Origin of the sequence: Paenibacillus xylanilyticus (assembly GCF_013359935.1) — a bacterium.
Classification (GTDB): Bacteria; Bacillota; Bacilli; order Paenibacillales; family Paenibacillaceae; genus Paenibacillus; species Paenibacillus xylanilyticus.
On sequence record NZ_JABMCB010000202.1, the window covers coordinates 646,049 to 667,295 of the forward strand.

General features: G+C 45.8%; 12 protein-coding genes. 3 read left to right on the forward strand and 9 right to left on the reverse strand.

The window, feature by feature from the left end; genetic code table 11:
- Positions 1-106: 106 nt before the first annotated feature.
- On the reverse strand, positions 107-1,462 hold the full coding sequence (locus tag HP552_RS29440; RefSeq protein ID WP_175398901.1) for an extracellular solute-binding protein: 1,356 nt from the start codon (positions 1,460-1,462) through the stop codon (positions 107-109).
- Between the two features lie 295 nt (positions 1,463-1,757).
- Between HP552_RS29440 and HP552_RS29445 the strand changes: the two genes are divergently transcribed.
- Complete coding sequence (locus tag HP552_RS29445) at positions 1,758-2,525, forward strand: helix-turn-helix domain-containing protein (protein ID WP_175398902.1); 768 nt, start codon at positions 1,758-1,760, stop codon at positions 2,523-2,525.
- 103 nt (positions 2,526-2,628) lie between these two features.
- Here the strand turns inward: HP552_RS29445 and HP552_RS29450 are convergent, their stop codons facing one another.
- The 4 genes from HP552_RS29450 to HP552_RS29465 all read right to left on the reverse strand — a co-directional run bounded on the left by HP552_RS29450 (position 2,629) and on the right by HP552_RS29465 (position 9,431).
- Positions 2,629-4,254, reverse strand: coding sequence for a helix-turn-helix domain-containing protein (locus HP552_RS29450; RefSeq protein ID WP_175398903.1), 1,626 nt, complete (start codon positions 4,252-4,254; stop codon positions 2,629-2,631).
- Positions 4,239-6,032 carry a sensor histidine kinase gene (locus HP552_RS29455; protein ID WP_246311105.1) on the reverse strand — a complete coding sequence of 598 codons (1,794 nt, stop codon included), beginning with the start codon at positions 6,030-6,032 and terminating at the stop codon, positions 4,239-4,241. The genes HP552_RS29450 and HP552_RS29455 overlap by 16 nt, the downstream gene beginning before the upstream one ends.
- Before the next feature lie 22 nt (positions 6,033-6,054).
- Positions 6,055-7,632, reverse strand: a complete 1,578-nt coding sequence (locus tag HP552_RS29460) for an extracellular solute-binding protein (protein WP_175398904.1) — start codon at positions 7,630-7,632, stop codon at positions 6,055-6,057.
- A 248-nt stretch (positions 7,633-7,880) separates the two neighbouring features.
- Entirely contained in the window at positions 7,881-9,431 is a 1,551-nt protein-coding gene (locus HP552_RS29465) for a glycoside hydrolase family 43 protein (RefSeq protein WP_175398905.1), read from the reverse strand.
- Positions 9,432-9,742: 311 nt separating this feature from the next.
- On the opposite strand from HP552_RS29465, the gene HP552_RS29470 reads away from it, so the two are divergent.
- Both HP552_RS29470 and HP552_RS29475 read left to right on the forward strand, forming a co-directional pair.
- Positions 9,743-10,516, forward strand: coding sequence for a helix-turn-helix transcriptional regulator (locus HP552_RS29470; RefSeq protein ID WP_175398906.1), 774 nt, complete (start codon positions 9,743-9,745; stop codon positions 10,514-10,516).
- Between the two features lie 123 nt (positions 10,517-10,639).
- Positions 10,640-11,794 (forward strand): glycosyltransferase family 61 protein, encoded by a 1,155-nt coding sequence (locus HP552_RS29475; RefSeq protein ID WP_175398907.1) that lies wholly within the window; start codon positions 10,640-10,642, stop codon positions 11,792-11,794.
- Positions 11,795-11,899: 105 nt separating this feature from the next.
- On the opposite strand, the gene HP552_RS29480 is transcribed toward HP552_RS29475, so the two are convergent.
- From HP552_RS29480 to HP552_RS29495, 4 genes are all read right to left on the reverse strand, one after another.
- The gene (locus HP552_RS29480) at positions 11,900-13,951 is read right to left on the reverse strand and encodes a serine hydrolase domain-containing protein (RefSeq protein ID WP_175398908.1); all 2,052 of its coding nucleotides are present in this window, start codon (positions 13,949-13,951) and stop codon (positions 11,900-11,902) included.
- A gap of 116 nt (positions 13,952-14,067) precedes the next feature.
- Entirely contained in the window at positions 14,068-15,366 is a 1,299-nt protein-coding gene (locus HP552_RS29485; protein ID WP_175398909.1) for a sensor histidine kinase, read from the reverse strand.
- Position 15,367: 1 nt separating this feature from the next.
- Positions 15,368-16,108 carry a LytR/AlgR family response regulator transcription factor gene (locus HP552_RS29490; RefSeq protein ID WP_175398910.1) on the reverse strand — a complete coding sequence of 247 codons (741 nt, stop codon included), beginning with the start codon at positions 16,106-16,108 and terminating at the stop codon, positions 15,368-15,370.
- 1,271 nt (positions 16,109-17,379) lie between these two features.
- Positions 17,380-21,210 carry a GH32 C-terminal domain-containing protein gene (locus HP552_RS29495; protein WP_175398911.1) on the reverse strand — a complete coding sequence of 1,277 codons (3,831 nt, stop codon included), beginning with the start codon at positions 21,208-21,210 and terminating at the stop codon, positions 17,380-17,382.
- Positions 21,211-21,247: the final 37 nt, after the last annotated feature.

The window sequence follows — 21,247 nt, forward strand, 5'->3', positions numbered from 1 at the left end:
ACGTCCCCCTTCCTTCTGCCGTGGAGTAAGTTGGTTATGCACTAAATGGTCTCTCGGGACCTAAGCCATCGGCCGTTTTCGTCCCGAGAGAACAGACTAAGTGTGTTTATTTGTATACCTCATCGATGGCCGCCTGGAAAGGTGCCTTGTATTTTTCAATAACGGTAGATACAGATACACCGTCGACCAATTCACCATTGAAATCCCAGAATGGCAGAGACGGGAACGTATTGTGGTCCAGCACAAGCATACCCTCGGCAACGGTCTTGGCATTTTCAATATCGGCCTCATCCGTCAGATGAGTCTCCAGGGTGGACTGGCTAGGGTAATCGTAGATGGATTCAATTTCATTGATTTTTTCCCAGATATACATCAGCTGTTCCGGATGCTCTACTGCCTTAGGAATCGTCAGTGCCTGATAACGCGATTCCCCGGAATGGTATGCTGTAGCACTTGGTCCTTTTGGGAAAGGAACAAAACCGATGTCGTAGTCCTTCATATCTGTTCGAATGCCTTCAATTTCATACATGGCTCCCGAGTACATGAGCGTATTCCCCTGACGGAAAAAGGTCGCTGGTTCCGTCCAATCCCCGCCCTCCGTAGGTCTTCCTATCTTCTCTGTCGCCAATTTGGAAAGAAAACTCAGTGCTTCTTTTGTTTTTGGGTCCTCCAGATTTTGTTTGTCATCCTTGGTCAGAGACGCTTCGTTGGAATAGAGGACAGGCTCAAGCAGTCCCGTTTGAGCCAATCCCCATGTGTCGAGCTTTCCATCGTTGTTGCGGTCCTTGTTTGCTTGTTTGGCTACTTCAATAAACGTATCCCAGTTCCATTGATCTGCGTCCACGTATTCCTGTAATGGCTTCATGCCAAGCTCCTGCATGAGTGTCCGGTTGTAAAAGATCCCACTGATAAATGAAGATTGATCTTCGGTGAAACCATAACCTCTGCCTTCATACTGAAAGTATTCGTTCGTCGTTTTCTGATTGAATACCTGATCATTCTTGGTGTATTCATCAATGGGCCATAACAGGTCCTGCTTGGTCAGTGCCGGGATGGCATAGTCTTTGCCCAGCCGCACAATGTCGCCCAGCGGTTCACCTGCCATCAAGGAAGCCACGACCTTCTCCTGATACTCACCAAAATCAATCGAAATGTATTCGATGTCAAAGTTATGCTTCTTTTTCAGTGCCTCCAGGTTCTCGATTCGCTGAATGTTATCCGGGTTGCTATCAGTCATTTCCATATCCCACCAAGCAACCACCTTGATGGTTCTTCCCCCCATGTCAAACTCCATCTCTGGGGTGGATTTCTCATTCTTTGGTTCTGTTTCATTGGTTGCCTGCTCTTCCTGCGGTGCCTTTGTTTCTGGCTCTGTTTGAGCGCTGGAGCCGGAGCTGCATGCACTCAACAACAGCATGACTGCAAGGATCAAACTCGTTAGCATGAACATGCTTTTTCTCATTCGTTGTCCCCCCTGAATGTGGTTTTATCGTTTGCCATCAAAGTGTAGCGTTTAAATGAAAACGCAAACAACATGTGTAATTACAGGTGTTTACCCTGGCAAACTATAGGTTTTGGCAAATTGAATGCAGATTAGAGCATTTACGTAGTTAAGTGGTAAATAAATGCTCCCTCTACAAATAAATGCACATTGTATGCGCTTTCTTTTCTTCTCATAATGAAATTAAGACATCTGTTATCCGGATATGAAGAGGACCTGATTCGGTTTATATCAATTGAGAGGGAGAGATTGCTTCATGCATAACATCCTGCTTGTGGATTTCAGTCGCTGTGTATTCGGGGAAATGCAAAAGCTGCTGCACCGCAGCAAATCTGAATATACCATTGGAAAACGAGTCGTTTCTGCCCAGTGTGCTTTATCGGCATTGTCTGAGAGGGAGTTTACAGTAGTGCTCATAAGCACCGGAGGATGTACTGCTGCAGGTTTGTGGGTATGTCATCACATTCGAAAGAGGAGCCAGATTCCCATTCTGATCATGGGAGGCAATGATCATTTTCAGCTTGTCCGCAAAGCACTAGCCTATCAAGTAAGCGATTATCTACCCGGCAGGTTCAATGGCTCTTCCCTCCTTCATAGTCTCAACAGACTCCAGTCCCGGCTTGAACCTGATAGACCAAAACGAAATCTGCCCTCATTCAGATCACTCATTCAACTTGAGGGTCAGCAGGTCCATTCCACCCAGGTGATTAAGATCATCAAAGCTTATGTCCTCGATCATCTGAATGGGGATATCACATTGAAGAAAATTGCCGATATGGTTCATTTTAACTGCGCATACCTTGGGCAAAAATTCAAAATGGAAGAAAACATGTCCTTCAATGATTATTTGCTTCAGCAACGAATGGAAAGAGCCAAATTTCTGCTGAAGTCCACCGACTTGCGGATTTATGAAATTGCAGCAGAGGTAGGGTATACAGATACAGACTGGTTTTATAAAAAATTTAGGGCAACCACAGGCGTAAGTCCCAATGCCTATCGAAAACAAAAAGCGTTCACCGCATAAAGCTAGAGATTAACCTTCCTTGGGCGAGCCGTTAAACCAATAGCGAAATAAGGTCACAGGACATTCGAGCCTGTGACCTTATTTTGCTTCGTTATCTTTCCAATTAACGGACCATCAAAGATTCCCTGAATTCCTGGGGAGTCATGCCTGTCACCTTTTTGAAAAAGCGGGTGAAGGAATGAGCTGCCTCATAGCCAACCTGGAGAGCAACCTCACGAACCATGAGATCGGCATTCCGAAGCAGATCCTTTGCCCTGCGGATTCGCAGCTCGTCAATAAATTCGGAAAGGTTGATTCCCATCTCCTGTTTGAAGAAACGTGACAGGTACGATGGATTGAAATGATAAAGCTCGGCCAGCCTTACAAGAGAAAGGTCTTCTTCCAGATGCTCGGTGATGTAAGTACAGAGCGAATGAATTACGGCATTTGCCCGTTCCTGTTCATTCGAACTTTTGAAGCGCACCAGTTGGTCGGCTGCCTGATACAAAAACTGCACGGCATCTTTCATACACGTATACTCGTTGAGATGCAGCAGTCTGCGTTGATCCGGTATATCCTGATTCAAACCCCATCGATTGATGACTGAATACAGATGCAGCGCAAGATTATAGTAGGTTTCCATGGTTCGTTCCAGATTCACATCCTGTTGAATCAGTTCATTGACCAATTCCTCAAACACTTCATAAAATTGCTGGATTCGCCCTGTTTCCAAATACCCTGACATCACTTCAATTCGGTTACTGACCCGTGTAAACTCCCTCTGGCCCTGATTGGAAAGAACATCATCATAATCTTTAAGCACCATGGATATGCCATCTCCAATCTTCATCCAGTGAAGCTGCCTCAACCGCTCATATTGCCGGGGAATCTCTGACCACTGACAGCTCTTCCCGCCCAACGCAAAAGCCACGGATATGCCAAGTGAAGTCATACATGCTTCCTGGATCAATTCCAATGTTCCCTCCAGATATCGGACAAAAGAACTGCCTGGCTCTGTATCCGACCGGGGTTGAATGAGCCATACCATATCCCCGTAATGATCCGGCACGCTAACGTGAACTATGTGCTCCTCCAACAACGAGGAAACAATTAATTGCGTCTGTGCCTGAATCTGTGCGCGTTCCAAATGGGTATGTTTATCCTTGGAATGGAACCGGCCCAGTACGACATATACAGAAGAAGAAGCATGCAGACCAAGCTCCCAGCGATCTAATTCTTTCTGAATCTCAAAAGTGGAATCCGTATATGCAGTGCCGTTCTGAAGCTGATTCCGCAGAAACTCTTCCTGTTGAAGGAGCGCCAACTTGCAAGTGATCTCAGATGATTTCTCCAGCAGCTCATGCATGTCGTGACTCTGCCGAATCTCTTCCATCACTTCCTCCACTACAGCCATAACCTTGTCATACCCTTCCGTTTTGAGCAAGTAACGGACATTGGGCATCTGAAAAGCCTTGTAAGCATAGTTAAAGTCACTGTAACCTGTCAGAAAAATAACACGGCAGTGTGACCAATAGACCTGAACCTGCTCTGTCAGCTCAAGACCATTCATACCCGGCATGCGAATATCTGTCAAAACGATATCAATTCTTGAGCGTTCCATCCAGGCCAATGCCTCACTCGCAGAATAAGCCTTGTATACATCCAGACGGTCCGGCATATATCTTGCAAATGTTTCATAAAGAGCATCCGTAATGATTTCCTCATCATCCACAATCAAAAGTCGATACATCCGTCTTCCCTTCCTTCTATATGAATTCGGATTGTGACCTTTAATCCCGACAGTTCACTTCTCGTCAAAAACAAGCCGCTATCTTCCCCATAGGTCAGCATCAGCCGACGATGAATATTCATTAATCCGGTCATTTCCTCCGTGTCACTTTTTTCATGCAAACGTTGTTGAAGCGCAGCGATTTGACCGTCCTCCAATTCATGCCCATTGTCCTCCACCGTAATCTCTGCGATCTGCTCCGTCATGCCAAACCGGACTCGAAGCATGCCCTGAGCGGTCATTTTTTCCAGACTGTGTTCATAAGCATTCTCAATGATGGGCTGTATGATTAATCGGGGGACACGAATGTGTTCCATCGATGCTGGCAAATCTCCGAAGTCTGCGTGTATGCGTCTGGAGAAGCGCAGCTTTTGAATTTCGGTATATGTACGCGAATGGGCCGCTTCTTCTTCCAGCCTGATCTGATCGGTTTCGTTCCGGGAAATAAACCTGAAATATTCGCCAAGCATGTTGGTGAATTGTTCAATCCGCTCCGTATCCCCTGTTCTTGCAAGTGAATTGAGAATAAAGAAACTATTATATAAAAAATGGGGATTGATCTGAGATTGGAGCTGCTTCAATTCAGCGCGCTGCATCATCATCGTTTGTTTGAAATCCCGATCAATAAGCAGCTGAAGCTTCTCAAGCATCTGATTAAACCGGGTATACAGGAAACCGAACTCATCCTTCCGCTTGTGCACGATAGGGATATCCAGTACGCCGGTTTCCATTTTTTTGAACCTCTTGACGAGCAAAAACAGAGGAATGTGGATGAGCTTATAACTTGAATATAAGAAGACCGAAATGGCAACAAATGATGTAATTGCAAACAACCAGGCCCAATGATAGAACTTGGTAAGTGGTCTTTTTACACTTTTCTCCGGCAAGTACGTTACGATCGACAAGCCCAGCGGTTCCATACGGCTCTGGCTGACATAATAACTTGTGCCATCTACCTTCACCTGAAATGCACCATGTTCGCCATTGACAATCTGTTCACGATAATCAGAAAGGATAAAATCACGCTGCGAAAGGTCGGTGATGATCTGTCCCGTTTTTTCCTCCAGCAGGAAGGAACCGCTATCAGGGTACAAATTAAGCTGGGTCAGCGCATGTTGAAATTGATCCGTATCCAGTTCGACCTGAACCACGAACAGCGGAGCCTCTCCCTTTTTGCCGGTCAGCCGCACGGCACTCAGGTTCATTACACCCTCTTTCACCATGAAACGAGTTCCCTTTCCCTCCTTGCCTGAGCTGAAGTATTCATAGGAATCTCTGTTGTAATCGTCAATTCCATGCGTGGCGGAGATGCTTTTGCCAATCGTGCGAATATGCACATGAACGTTTTTAATGTAGACACTGCTGTTCTTAAACGTCGCAAGCCGATCGGACAGGTAGTTCAATGTCTCGCGGCGATCTACCTGATCCATCATCTCCCATAGTACGGCAAGCCTGTTTAGCTTCCTGTCCTCCACAATGTCAAACTGCTGCAGCTCCATCCATTCGATTTCCCGGTTCAATTCTTCGAGATAACGATCAAGCCTTCTTTCCGTTGAAGACGATATTTCCTGGCTGGCATTGTCGTAACTCCAGTTGTACAGATATATCCCCAAGAGAATCAGTGGAAGAACAAAGATCAGATAGGTTACGACCAGTCGTGCGAAGATGCTGCTGCGCCATGATTGGGCCGGGAATTTAATCAACTCATCCCCTCCAGCATGTGGTTCGCTTTCTTGCATGAATGAACTCTTAAGGATCGATTTAATGCTCCATTGCCGTTTTTGTATTGAGCCACGCATTAACCTCCGCAGTGATCTGATCTCCACCCAGCTTTAGCCAATTATCCACAAACAGGTCGAACTCTTCTATGGGTCTGCCCAGAATAATATTCAGATAGGCTTCAAGCTGAAGATCATTTAGTATGATTTGCCGATCAACCATTGTTTCAGTAATTCCACCCGTGAATTGATCGTACAGTAGTTGTCCGTTTCTTTCGTAGCCATCAGCTATACTGAGCGCACCTGACGGTCCATAGGTTTGCTTCCATCCCCAACCGCTCTCCACGTTCTCCTCGGTATACGCCTCAATTCTCTTCTGAATAGCCGATGCTTCCTCTTGGAGAACGGAAAGATTACCCGAGCGGTTCGCTTCCTGAATTTGGCGGTAAGCGTCCAGGTTTTTGGTCCCCGGAAAAGGGGTGACCGGCGAGAGCATCCATACGGCCTTGGAATCGTCATTGTAGTATGTTTCGTACTGTGCGTGCTCACCCCAGTTGGTTTCCAAATGCAAGTTCATGAGTTTCATGATGACTTCAGGGTGCGCGTAGTCTTTTCTAACAGCGAAATATTGCCAAGTATTGGTGCGAAGCTGCACCTTCGCCAATTTTCCGGATTCAGCAAGGATGGGAAAAGCCTGCCACTCTGCTTTTGGATCGTTCTCCCGGCTTGACTGGATCTTAAAAGGAGTCCATTGTTCACCATAAAGCATGCCAATGTTTCCGTTCTGGATCAGTCTTGCTTCGTTCGTTCCTTTTTTGTAGCTGAAATCGGGGTCAAGCTGACCTTCCAGGTACATGGTTTGCAGCACTTGCAGTGCTTTTCGGACTTCGGGTTGTATGCCGCCATATACTAGTCTGCCATCCTCATCCTTAATCCATATATTCGGATATGCGCCATACCCGGCCATCAGGCCGACAGCCCCCATGACCGGGTCCCACAAATGATTCGTTAGGGCAAGTCCGTACGTATCCCGTTGACCGTTGCCGTCCGGGTCTCTCTCTGTAAACGCTTTAGAAATTTCAAGCACGTCTTCCATGGTTTCAGGCCGATCAAGCTGCAGGTGTTCTAGCCAGTCGGTCCTAATCCACAAGTACTGGGCAGATTCTATGGAGGATGCCGTTTCAGGAATGGCCATCAATTTGCCATCAATGGTTGCCGCGTCAAACGGGCCGCTTCCTTCTGCCTCCAATATGCTCTTCGTAAGCGGAGAGGCATAGGTTTGGTACACTTCTGACAGATCCTGAATCAGACCTGCATTACTCAACTGTCTTAGCTGGTACGGATTTACTCTGACAATGTCAGGAATACGACCGGCAGCAAGAGAAACACCCAACTTCTGTCCATAAACGTCCCCTCTCGCAATCCAGTCGTATTGAAGCTGAATCCCCAGCTTCTCCTCATACAACCGGGTCCATCGATTGTCGAGCAGACTCTCTCCAGGCAGCTGGCTGATCATTTGTTCCAGATCGTCCCCTACCTCTCTGACAAAGGATACCTGTACCGGAGAGCTGTATTTGCTAATATGCGGTTCATTTTCCGCAGCCTGAACGTCGATATTCATTAAGTCCTGTTCCGAATATCCGCTTGTATGTCCTGTTGGTATGCATGCACTAAGCAGGAGGATCATAACTAATTTTGTTTTGGTTAACGCAGTAATGCGCAAAGTATGCACCCCGATTCGGCCGAAATGGATGGTTTGTCCCCTGATCTTGAAACCTGTTCTTATTGTACATGAATTCGCTTCAGCTGAGCAGAACCAGATTAGTTGTTGGTAGAAAAAAAAGCCGCCGGCTCGGCGACTTCATTCCGTTATTTCCCGTTATGCGCAAGCATCACCTGATATTCAAAATTCGAAAAATCAGCGATTCCTCCGATCACGCTTGTCGAATATAAAAACAATCCGATCCGGCATCCCATAAAATGATCCAATTTATAAACCATTTTGTGGGTAATTCCGAGCGGCTTCCACTGCGATCCTTCCAGATAAAAAAATGAACACTCATCCTGGTTGTCCACGAAATTTCCAATAGCCTTAAGCGTAACTACGGATTCCACCATCGGAATTCTTGCGTATTCGGTAGCTGGCTCCGCATCGATCAGATTACCGAAGATGGATGAATCCTCGCTGTTTCTTGCCAGCATGACTAATTCTAAACGACCTTCATTCCTCGTGAGTGCGATCAACCCATAGGTGCCAATCAGAAAACCCAAACCGGCATAATCGCCATCCTTTAGCCCGCTTCCATCCAATGTGACCGTCGCTTCACAAACGGGACCCATTGCACGCTGTGTCAGTGTATTAACGGCAAAGGTCAGGTTGGGACGAATATGTCCGGATTGAATCCGATAAACGCCCGGTTTGTCGGTCACGGACCAGAGGCCATCGTGTGGGGTATGGTTCCACTGCCAAAAATCGTTCAGTCTTACCCTCCCTGTTTCATCGGCTTCATAATGAAATGCGTCGCTCCCAATCAGAGGTTTATATGTATAATTGGGTCTTGTACTCTGAATCAGGATTTGTTTCGGAGCTTTCTCGGCAAACACCGGTATATCGTTCTCGAAGTGCAGCGGGACCAGCACAGGTATACGTCCGATGGCACCATGATCCTGAAACAGCATGGCATACCAGTCTCCATCCGGTGTATCCACGATTCCCCCCTGAGCTACCCCTGCATTAAAATATCCCATGTCATCATTGAATGCTTCACCGCCAACAAACTCACTGTCCAACGAATCTGCCATATAGAACGCCTGTGTTCTTCTGCCAGAAGCCTTGGATATATGGATTAGGAACACATAGTACTTTCCGTTAATTTTGTAGAAATGGGCACCTTCATAGCCGAGGAAATGAGGCTGCTTATCTTTTACGATCATTCGCTGTACTCCACCAGGCTTAGGTCCGGACAGATCAGAACTTAATTCCGTCAGATATATCTCGGTGTTGCCATGTATCAGGTAGGTTCGATCATCCTCGTCAAAAAACAGAGAACAATCATGATAAAACCCTTCCACATACTGTTTGGTCCAGGGACCGGTTATTTGCTGGGCAGTGTACAGATATGTCTTATGCGTATCATTGGCAACGAAAATAACGTAGAACCTGTTCTTGTGATACCGAAGCGAGGCAGCCCACATGCCTTTGCCGTAAATCTGCTTGCCTTCCTCCAAACACTGGGCTGGTGTATCATCAAGTCTATCGTACACATGAGTTGCAGTCTCCCAATGAATCAAATCATAGGACCGCAGGATGACGCAGCCCGGCATCATATGCATGGTTGTACTGACCATATAATAGGTATCTTCGACCCGAATCACATCTAGATCCGGATAATCAGCCCAAATAATCGGGTTTGCATACATACTTTCCGTTCTCCCCTTTCTATTCATGTTTCATCACAACCTCAACAGATACATTAACGAATTCTTGTTACAGATCACGATCCTCGGTTAAATCCATGACCGGAAATCCATCGATTTCAAGATAGAACCGGCAACAATACGTCTCCGTTATTGATGATTTCAAAGACTTACCCGACGATACCCCTCTCGAAATTTATCGATAAATGAGTGATTTCCTAGCGTTTTTCCCTTAAAATTATAAAGTAGAAGTGCATCTCAAAGAATGATATATACTAACGCAAAATTGATCTATCCCAAGATTGGAGAATCCTATGAATACGATCTTTTATGTCGGTTATGATGCCGCTCATCCTGCTGATTTCATTTATGACATACCGGAAGGTCATGACTTCTGGTTGCTTATTCTTACACAGACTCCGGCAGAATTCTGGGTGAATGGCGAAATAAAAGCGTATCCGGCCAATTGTGCCGTCCTATACCCGCCTTATCAGAAAATCATGTATCGTGCGTGCTCTGATCAATACGTAAATGACTGGGTGCGATTTCTTTCCGATGAAGCGTATGTACTGGAGACAACTCTTCCGCTCGGCACTCCCATTCTTCTTCCGGATCCTGGTTATTGTCATCAGTTGTTCCAATTGATGGCTACCGAAAATTTTCTTCAGTGTGATTACCGTGAGCTCTCCATTGATTATTTGTTTCGAATTATGTTTAACAAGCTTCTCGAAGCCTCTCAGTCCGCCGAAAACAAGCCTCATTATCAGGATCTTTTGAATTTGCGCAAAGCCATTAACCACAACCCGGGACAAGAATGGAGCGTTGCTGTCATGGCCGATTGTGTCCATCTTAGTCCGGGCTATCTGCAAACGATATATAAAACTACATTTGGCATCTCCTGCATGGAAGATGTCATTCAATCCAGAATTCGTCTGGCCAAAGAAAGACTGATTCATGGCCAGTCCAGAATTTCAGACATCAGTGAACTTTGCGGTTATCGGAATGTCGAGCATTTCTCCAGGCAATTCAGACAAGTGGTTGGCTGTACACCGCGTGCTTACCGCAAATCCATCACTTCTACGTCTTGATGGTGTCTTGCAAAAATCTGAAATTAAAGTTTGGCATCATATAAAGTCCGTTCTCTTCGTGCCCTTTATGGCCTACCTGCATAAATTAGCTTCATAAGTAACCATGGTGCTGGAGGGCGAAGAATGAATGAAATGTGCGGCAATGCTAAATCGACAGACACCAATCCAAATAAATACGGTTTCTATAGAGACATCTGGGAATGGATAGCCTCCGTTTCCCCCGGCGGCGATGAAATGGTTTCCCCTTTTCATTTTGGCGGAGTCGCCAAATTCGAGGCTCCGAAAACCCCTGAAACGGAGATACATCGTTATTTGATGCCATACACCCTTCATCCCGAAGGCGGATATGTTGCCTGCATACCGAATGGGCGTGTTTGGGGATCAACAGGTTCTATCCTGACATCGGACGGAAAACTGATTTTCGAACTTTCCCCTGAGTATGATGGACAACAAAACAGAATGCTGACACTGGAAGAACACCCCGCTTTGCACCGAAGGAAGGCTCAAGAGCATCAGCATCTCGAGGGGACAGCAGCCGTTTTAACTTTTTGTGGAAGTCATAATTATTTTCATTGGTTATATGATGTGCTGCCGCGACTGGGTATGCTTCGGGTTTTAAATATTCCTTTTCAATCACTGGTCATGAATCCGAATCCTCATGGATCTTTTGTGAAAGAAACGTTATGTATGTTTGGCGTATCCGAATCGTCCGTAATTCGTACTGAAGATGATCTGGAAATTCAGGCCGACCGGTTGGTCGTACCTTCCCTCATGATGAATTCCCATTATCCTCCTTGGGCCACAGCTATCCTTCGGACGTTTATGCTACCCGGATGCGATACAACGCTGCATTCTCCCGATCGCATTTTCATTTCTCGGAGCAAAGCCTCTGCCCGACGGATCACTAACGAGGACGAGGTAATCCGGCATTTGGAGCCGTATGGGTTCACTCCTGTATGTCTGGAGGATTTGACCGTTGCCCAGCAAGTTCAGCTCTTTTCTTCCTCAAAAGCAATTGTTTCACCACATGGAGCCGGGCTGGCCAATCTTGCTTTCTGCATGGAAGGAACCCTTGTCGTCGAAATTTTTCATACCCGGCATGTAGTGCCTACTTACTGGATGATCAGCAACCATAACAAACTTGATTATTATATGATGTATGGGCAGGATGCCGGAACAACACAGGACCGCTTTCCGGGATTGGAGGACTTCTCCGTGGATCTGGATCGGCTGGAGCAAACTCTTCGTTTAGCAGGACTGAAAACACAGCATACATGAGCAGCCGTTCAGGCTATCTGGGCACATAAAAAAGGAACATACCGGATCACGGGGAGCCTATGCTCGGGATCCAATATGCTCCTTTGAACTCATTGTTCAATTCATTTACTTTAGATGAATTTTGAAGACATCTCCGGCTTCACCACCAAAAACGATAAAACCACCTTTTGGGAGCTGTGTCGATTGTTGATTGGTTGCTACGGAAAAGTGAACCACTTCACCTTTCTCGTTATATACGGCATAACCTCCGTTTTCCGGAGAATCCACCGTTAACGATTTGTTCGCCGAGCGGGAGTCGATGGCATACCAGCGGGCTTGCCCGTTGGATGGGATGGTAGTGACTCCTGTTTTCCCGGCAAAGATCGGTGAAATGGCATCCTCTGCGATGTATTCCTGACCATCCTGAATCAAAAACTCTGCGCCATTCTTCGAGTAGAGCTGCAGATCGAATGCATCTCTTCCATTCATAACAGGAATCTCGGCGACATTCTCTGCGTGGTCTGGATCAACAACTCGGGTACCATTCGCATAACCGTTCTCCGCATCTACGGATAGATTTTTGATCAGCATTGAAGGAAGCAGATAGAAGATCGATGTTATCTTTTCATCCAATGCGTAATACTTCGAGCCATTGCGAGCTGCCCACTTCTCTTTCGTTGCTGTATCGAGCGTGTTATGCTCCAGTTTTTGGAAATCATAGGTGTTCATCACCGTTTGGCCTAAACCGGGTAACGTGATGTTTGCCAGAACTTTAACATACACCTTGTCATTACGTTCTTTCTCGAAACTGACCTTCACACTTCCATCGGGACTCGTAAATTGTCCTTCACCTGTGTACACATAGGTCTGCTCCGGGATAAGTCCTCCCTGCAAAGCAGGCAGCTTGATCTCACTGTTTTTAATGTCTATATCCAGCGTTGTACCTACCGTACCATAAAGACCGGAATAGGCAGTCAACTCCGTCGGCATCTTCACTTTGTCGGGTGTTGAGAATTTCTGATCAGGTTGAATCTCTTCAATAATGCCTTGATCCTCAAGAACCTCCAGCAGAACTTTACTGGCAAACATCTGGTTATAGATGGATGACCCGCCAGAAGAAAGAACCGCCATCGAAATATCATGTTCAGGTATGGTGATTAACGATGCATGATACAACATGGTGTCTCCACCCTTGGTAAGTGCAGTAATGCCGTAATCGCTGAACGGTGCCAGCGCAACGGCATCCCATCCGAGACCGTAGTTAAAGGTATTTCTCTCTTCGGATACCCATATTCCTTGACGATATTCATGATTTTGCATGGACTTTGCCGAGGATTCGGACAGAATGTCGGGTCTGTTCCCTATCAACACCTCAGCAAATCGGCTCAATTCCTCTGCAGTCGAGTAGATTCCACCTGTACCGAGGATATTGGCATTTTCGACAGGCAGTTTCGTTTCCATCGTAGGCCAGTATGTTTCAGACAATTGTTCTCTATCAAAAGAATCCAGTGGTGTTTTGGTTGCTTCCAAGTGTAACGGATTGCTGATGAACTTGGCGATATATTCGCTGTAGCTTAATCCGCTCACCCGTTCAACCAATATCTCAAGTAGTTGGAAACCATCATTGCAATAGACGGAATAGGCTCCCGGTTTTGACTTAAGCTTTTCAGACTTCAGTTTGAGTAATAATTCATCATGATTGCGAGTGTCATTATCGTCAAACAACATGCTGTTTCCATAATGTGTGCCATAGAGACCGGAAGAATGGTTCATCAGCATGCGCGGGGTGATTTGAGTGTACCGGTCATCCGCCATCTCAAAGTCTTTAATATACGAAGTGAGGGGCTGATCCAGGTCCACTTTACCGGAATCGACCAGCATCATGGTAGCTGCTGTTACAACCATCTTGCTTACAGAACCTATACCAAACATGCTATCCTTGTCGACTGGTTTCTGGGATGCCTTGTCGTGGAATCCTACACCGTCCGACAAAATGATTTCCCCTTCGTCCATGATGGCATATTGCAGACCTGTAACCCCATAATTTTGCACCATCTGTGCCGCAAGTCGCTCCGCCTGATTCTCGATCGCTCCCATCCTGTTTGCCTCTGCCCTGACATCGGTCATCGGAATGACCACGAGCACTGCCGCACATAACATGCTGATCAGTTTCTTCATTGAATACTTCCTCCCTTATGATGCTGTTTGTATGATTGCTTTCATCATATCCGGGAAGAGGCATATCGAACGAGAATGGACCCTGAATGGAAAAAAACAATCCCCGAACGGTATGTTCAGAGATGGTTTGGATCAAACGGGAGCACGACCATGTTATTGAAGGTACGATGATGATTCTCGATGCTCATATGTCCACCATATTTCTCGCACATTCTCGCTATATTGGTTAGGCCTATTCCATGATACTCCGGATTGGGCTTTTCACTCTTCAAGTGAGTCAATTTTTGCTCCACATGATTCATAATCTGGATAGCGAGTGCAGACGCTGTGGAGTGAATCGAAACCAGGATATATCTGTCTTCCGCATGTCTGACCTGCTTGGAAGCCTCGATGGCGTTATCCAGCATGTTGCCGAGCACTACGCACAGATCATATCGATCAATGTGAATATGTTGAGAGTGAAGTCCAATTCGGGTGTCGATTTTGATTCCATTTGCCTGCCCCAGGGCGATGGTATTTGTTACAAGAGCATCAATCACGAGATTGCCGGAGTTCACCCGCTGGTACGATCCTTCAATCTTATTCAACGTGAGTTTAATATGATCCCCCGCCGCTTCAAGCTTGTTTTGCTTGATACATTCTTCAATGTACAGAAACTGCTGATTGATATCATGAATGATGCTTTTCACATTTTTGAAACTGTGCACCGTCTTCTCGTAGTTGGCATCCTGATAATCCATCTGACGCTGCAGCTGGGCATTTTCATGAGCGAGCTGAACCTTTTCGACCATACTATCGAATACATAAACAATGAACACATTGAGAAAAAGGGAGCCTAGCACGGAAACGACATAAAATATGTTTTTTTCACTGTACACCGAAGCCACATTGATCTGGTAGATCGTAATGGTAGGTACAATCAGAAACAAGAAATAATAGCGATAATGTACTGTGAAACTCCTCCGTTTGGCAATAAGGCGGACAATCTGAATGACAATGAACATCATGCTGCAGCCGAGCAGCATCACCTTGGAGAACACCCATTGATGTTCCTCGTTAAAATGATCCAATGAACTATAATCTGTAGAATCCAGTACCCCTATGATATATACCGCAATGAAATTCACCGTTGTGATCAGAACCGCATACAGGACCGTGAAGACAAGTTTGATTTTGAACTCCACTTCATAGGATTGCGCCAGACTGAAGATGAATAACAAAGCAACGACAGAAGAAACGATTGGAGGTAATGATGATGCCAAGTAGAAATAACCCAATACGATAAACAGGACAAAATAGATTGCTCGATGCCGTTTTCGCCTGAACTTGCCAAGTACAGAATCAAAATAAAAATTCACTTGGAACGCCATAAGCAAGGTAACCACGATGACGGACCAGATCACATATGTATCCATATCATTGAATCCTCATAATCATAAATTTGGTGTAAGCATCCTTGACTTCCTTGACTTTTGAACGACCAATAGGCAATTCGGTACCATTTAACATGACCACTTGAGCGCCGGAAAACTTTTGGACATGCAGCAGGTTGATGATAATCGAGCGATGAATTTGCAAAAAACCATGGTCTTTCAAGGCGGCAGCATAACTGGATAAAATGCCTTTGCTCTCATGTGTGTTTTCTTTTGTAACAAAATTCAGTTTGTTTTTGATCGTTAAACTCTTAACGACCTCAATCCAGAAAATATCATCGTATTTCAACAGAATTTCTTCATAGTCTGACTTGATCAGCACATACTTTTTGTCCATCGCTTTAAAGTACTGGCACAGTTTAATCATCTTCTCCTCGAAAATATGGGGCTGGATCGGTTTGATCAAATATTGAAAGGTGACCACATCAAAGCTCTCCACCATATACTCCGGGTAACTGGTTAGAAACATGATCTGCACATCCAAATGCTTCATATTTCTGATTTGTTTGGCCGTCTGGATCCCGTTCATTCCACTCATCTCCACATCCATGATCAGAACATGGAACGTATCCCCAACGTTATTATAATGAGAAACCAGCTGTTCGCCTGAAGCAAATAAGGTAATTTGGAAATCAATATTTGTTTTTAGTGACAAGGAGATCAGCATTGTTTTTACCTGTTCTCTTTGTTTCTCCTCGTCATCACAGATTGCTACATTGAACATGAGGGAACATCCGCCTTTCCATTGACATCGACTCTGAATTTCACTCTCGAATATACTATTTTATCACAGGTTTCGGAGCTGAATTTGGGTGAAATGCACTATTCAGGCCCTGAAGTGCACTTGGCGGATGGAATCGGTAAAATGCTGGGAAGCTGGTCTTACTTGAGAACGTTTACTTGTGGTAGTATAGAATAGATTTGCTCTTATCACAAAAATTGGAATTTGTAGTGGTTTGAATTCATACAGCAATACCAATACTAATGTCCTTTAAGAATTCGCTATGGGTTTCTCATTCTTTCTGTACATATGGTTTAACAAGTTATTGCATGAATAACGTCCAAATAGAAAGGTAACTGGCGATGATATTCATTAACAAAAAAACAATCGATAAGCTGACTGAATCCCATAGGGAATCTAACATGCATATCTGCTACTCAACTCCCCAAAGTTTCTCGGCTCGTACAAGTCGGGCCATATTACTCGTAAATGAGGATCGGATGATTATCCTTTTTCTCAATCTGTTTTCTTCCAAAGTCGTACACAAAGTTGAATTTGAAGTATCTGATTTAGAAGAACAAAAGTATCGTTCTGGAACTCTGCTTTCCGCCATATGGTCATTCAAAGTCAACGGCCAATATTGGAATTTCAGAATAATCAAAAAAATAGTTACTCTTGGCTCGATGCAAAGTGATTTTCTGCACTTCTTACATCAGAATATTATTAAATAATGCCATGACCCCCTCGGCAATACCTCGTTTAGGCAAACATAAAAAAGCGAACAAATGCACCTGCGTGCCCTGTTCGCTCTTCTTGATGCATTCGTAGTGCGTTCCGCGCCTTACTCGCCCAGGCTGTTCCAGAACGTTTGAAACGCTCCATCCTCAACCTCGAGAATACAGATGAACCACCGATCTATACTTAACGGGCAGTGACAGCACGAGTTCGATCAATGCGTGATCTTCAGGGTTGTCCGTTGTAAGGGGATCGACTCCTTCCAGCTTGACCTCCCGTTTACGCCATCCTCTGCCTAATAAGGATTCGTAATGATTGGTGATGACCCGAATCAACCATGCCTTCTGATTTGGTCACATTTTGTTGAATAATTTTAATGTCCAGGCAACGACGTAATCGGTAACCGGAGCAAATTCTCACCCTCGGATCGGAACAAGAAATGGGTTCATGGAAACAAAAAAAGCCGCTAATAGCGACTTTCAATGGGAATGTATCCTTGTTACCTTATCGTATTTTCACTCAATTTGATTGGGGATCCCCTACCTAAAAAACCATTTTTGATTCTCATTTTCTTTGCGAAGCTCATTCAACACGAGTTCTGACCCATCCGCGGATATGCCGAGTGCGTTTCCGTTATGCATATTTGTAATGTGTATGCTTCCATCATCATTTTCAGAAATTAGCCAGCGTTGATTAGCATACCCAAGATACGAGTAGAGCTGGACGCGATTCTGTCCTACATCCCAATCCAACGCCATTCCGCTCAAGGTTCGAATGGAGTAGGAGCCGGAATCATCTCCAGTAGGAACAAGTACCCATTTTAAACCTTCACTTGCATTCTCTGCCCCGTCGTCAACCTTTATAACTTCGCCTGCTTCAGATTGAACAGCTTGCATGACTACGGGATGCCCTGCGTTCCGAATCATCACCGTCTCCAATTCCGCTTTTTTCGCATTGTTCACGTTTACATTCTGAAAGGAAGCACTTCCTCCAAAAACATGAACACCGAAATGTCCTTCAGCAAACGTTCCATCCTTAAGATCCATTATCCGCTTGCCATCCAAAACAACCTGGATCCGAGGACCATCCGCCTGAATCTGGATGTGATACGTTTGATGCTTACCACTGAATCTCGGAATCTGGGCAAGGACCTGCCTAGTTTCAAATTTCCCGTTCACTTTATAAAAAAGTCGGATGGATTTCAGATTAGGGTCAATGTTCAAGTAGTAACCGCTTCGTCCATCCTCGCTCGCACGGAATACAATGGACCCCGCTCCACTCTGCGCACCTAGCGTTAGATCAGCTTCATATTGAAAATCGCCCGCCGTTTCCTGTGCGATATACTGTGAATCTCCACTAGAGCTCCCCTGTATGCCTTGTTCGGTAACAAACCATTGGGCAGTTGATTTATCCGATTTCCAGCCAGACAAGTTGGTTTGGAATATGCCGCTGGATACCGTAATCGGTATTTTGGCAGAAGCTTTGCCGTTTGCCGTTGATACCGTTACGATAGCTTCCCCTCCACCCACGGCTCGAACGGTCGCTTTCGTTTTATCAGAATGAACGATTTGCGCCACTTTGGGATTGCTTACTTTCCACTTCAACGGTTGAGCACCTTTTCCACGTCCGCCCTCAACCGCCGCGTACAAGGTTTGAGTCTGCCCTATATTTGCCGTTCTTCTGTGGGTATCTGCAATGACCTGTGTCTGAGGAGATGTGTCCTCTCTCCAGATGTTATCCAAGGTGTGCACCTTCAAAGAGTTCACCTTCATTTCTCCACCGAGGCTATAGAATGCCATCGCCCTTCCCGCCGGGTCTGGAAAAATGACATCCGAGAAAACAACCTTACCATCATTGCCGAAGACCTCAACAGAGGATTCATCGACAAATATGCGCAGCTTCACCTTCTGATTTTCGGGTTGTAACGGTGCCTCATGGACCTTGGTGAATAAGTCGGAGAAGCTCACATCACCTGAGGTAGAGCGATCCACGAACATATTCTGCGAATCCACTCTGTATCCTACTGTGGTTTGCTGCCCCTCCCTTTGACGCAGTTGAAAACCAAACTCGGTTACGGAACTATTAGCCGGGATTTCCACTTCAGCTTCAATCTCATATGCTCCCGCCGTGAGGCCATCAAGCGGATTTTTTGTTTTGGGTCCAACCATCAATTGTTGTGCACTATATAGATTATGCCGCAGCGTCTGGAGTTCAGTGATTGGTGTTTGTACCAACCGCACTCCTTCATCCGCGGTTCGAAGAGATACTTCTCTAGGAATGGTCAGTTGCCCTTTCCAAGATGAGGTTGGGAATTCAAACGGATAATCCCAATTCGTCATCCATGCAAGCATGACTTTCCGCTGATCAGGCATATTTGCGAAGGACATCGATGCGTAGAATTCCTTGCCAAAGTCCGTTCTCAACACCTGCCCAACCGGATGATCGTTCAGGAATTTCCCTTCTGCTGTCAGCTCGCCTACAAAGTATTCTGCATCTGATCCTTGGGTTTTCGGATTGGCTCCTGTACTAATCATAAGTACCCACTTCCGCTGATCCGTTCCATCTATAGGCAGCTGCATCAGATCGGGACACTCCCACACACCACCACGTACGTAATCTCCATATCCGAAATTATCGGTTAACGTCCAATCAAGCAGATTCGTTGAAGTGAAGAACCGGATGTGATCCCCTCCGGACACGACCATTATCCATCGGTTGTGTTCTTCATCCCGGACGACCTTCGGATCACGGAAATCCCAGCTTCCCGGATCATCACCATTCTTGCCAGGGTTTTCAATAACAATCGGTCGATCTTCAGCGTAATGCCAGTTCCGGCCTTGATCTGTACTGTAGGCAAGACCGATGCGCTGATTGCCGCCAGGCTTATCCGGGTGATAGGAAGTGTAGTACGCAATCAGACCTTTTCCGCCTGAATCCGTGAATAAACCGGATGTATTGTTTAGATCAGCAATTGCTGATCCCGACCATACATGACCCTGATCATTCCATGGCAAGGCGATGGGTAAGCGTTTCCAATGTATAAGATCAGAACTGACTGCATGAGCCCAGGTTCCTCCATCCTGATGAAACAAATGATATTCTCCTTCATAATAGACCAGCCCGTTCGGATCGCTTGCCGATCCCCGAATCGGAGAATAATGGTACTGGGGACGATAGTCTTCTTTGTAGTATACTGACTCTTCCGTTACATAGATATCCTGAAAATAAGCCACACCTTGTTGAACCACAAGGCCGACATTTCCATTCGCATAACTTGTGTCTGTGACCTCAACAGCCGGAGGGGTGTAACCATCCACATAGACCTGAAGCAGGCTGCCCGAGGTTATAACTTCGATGTGATGCCTCGCTCCCGGTAGACTTGGATACATGCGATTCGAGCTGGCGAGCACGGTCCCGTCTGCCTTTCGAAGCTGAACTCCTACTTCTGCTCCTTCCCTGATCAGGACTGCTTCATATCCCCTCGTTCCGTCTGTACTCGCCCTGAATAACAGTGCCGCCGAGGAACCCTCATTTGTATTGGACAGTGTTATATTCCCCTCAAACACAAAATCTGCAGCTGCCTTTTCGTATACAGTCATTCCGGTGTCCTGGGCATTTCCCTTCCCTCTATAACCTTTCAAATCCGGCTGCCATTCGCCTACGCTGCTTATCGGTTTGCCTACATTTCCATTCATGGTACTAACCTGCACATTCTGGAACAAAGCGGACCCATCCCAAACATGGAGCCCCAGCTTCCCTGATGAGTAGGCACTGTCCTTCACATCAATCACCGGATCGTACCGATCGTCCCAAAACACCTGAAGTCTATCCCCGTCCGCTTTCACTTTCAAATGATAGATGCCTCCAACTTCGAGGTTTGCTTTATGTTCGACATACAACTTTCCCTGCTGTCCACTTGCATCTCTTAGACGTATCACACCAGCCTGGGGAACCACTTGCAGCATATATGAAGACCAGCCTGTATCATTGGATCGAAAAATAAGACTGGTATCCGCTTTCATATTCTGAATCATCAAATCAGCTTCATAGATAAAATTATCGGCTCGTGTGGCGGAAATCGCCATCACATTCTCCCCGGCATCCGAAGCCAGACGGAGTCCTTCGTCTGTATCTTCCAGACTGCCTCTGCCCTGTACTGTCCAATCCGACAAATTCGTTGCAGCCTTAGACACTTTGGTTAACGTTTGAACCGCCTCCCTGTGTTGTTTCGCTGATCCCTCGTATGGTTGCTCTTTCCACTGCGTGGCGTCTGTCTCCGTATAAGATGCTGTGGCATAAGCTTCTGCAGAAGAAAACACAAGGAAACATGATAATAGAACACAACCGATGGTCCGGATGATACATTTCATGAGCCTTCCCTCTTTTCGTATGAATGAATAAGCAAAA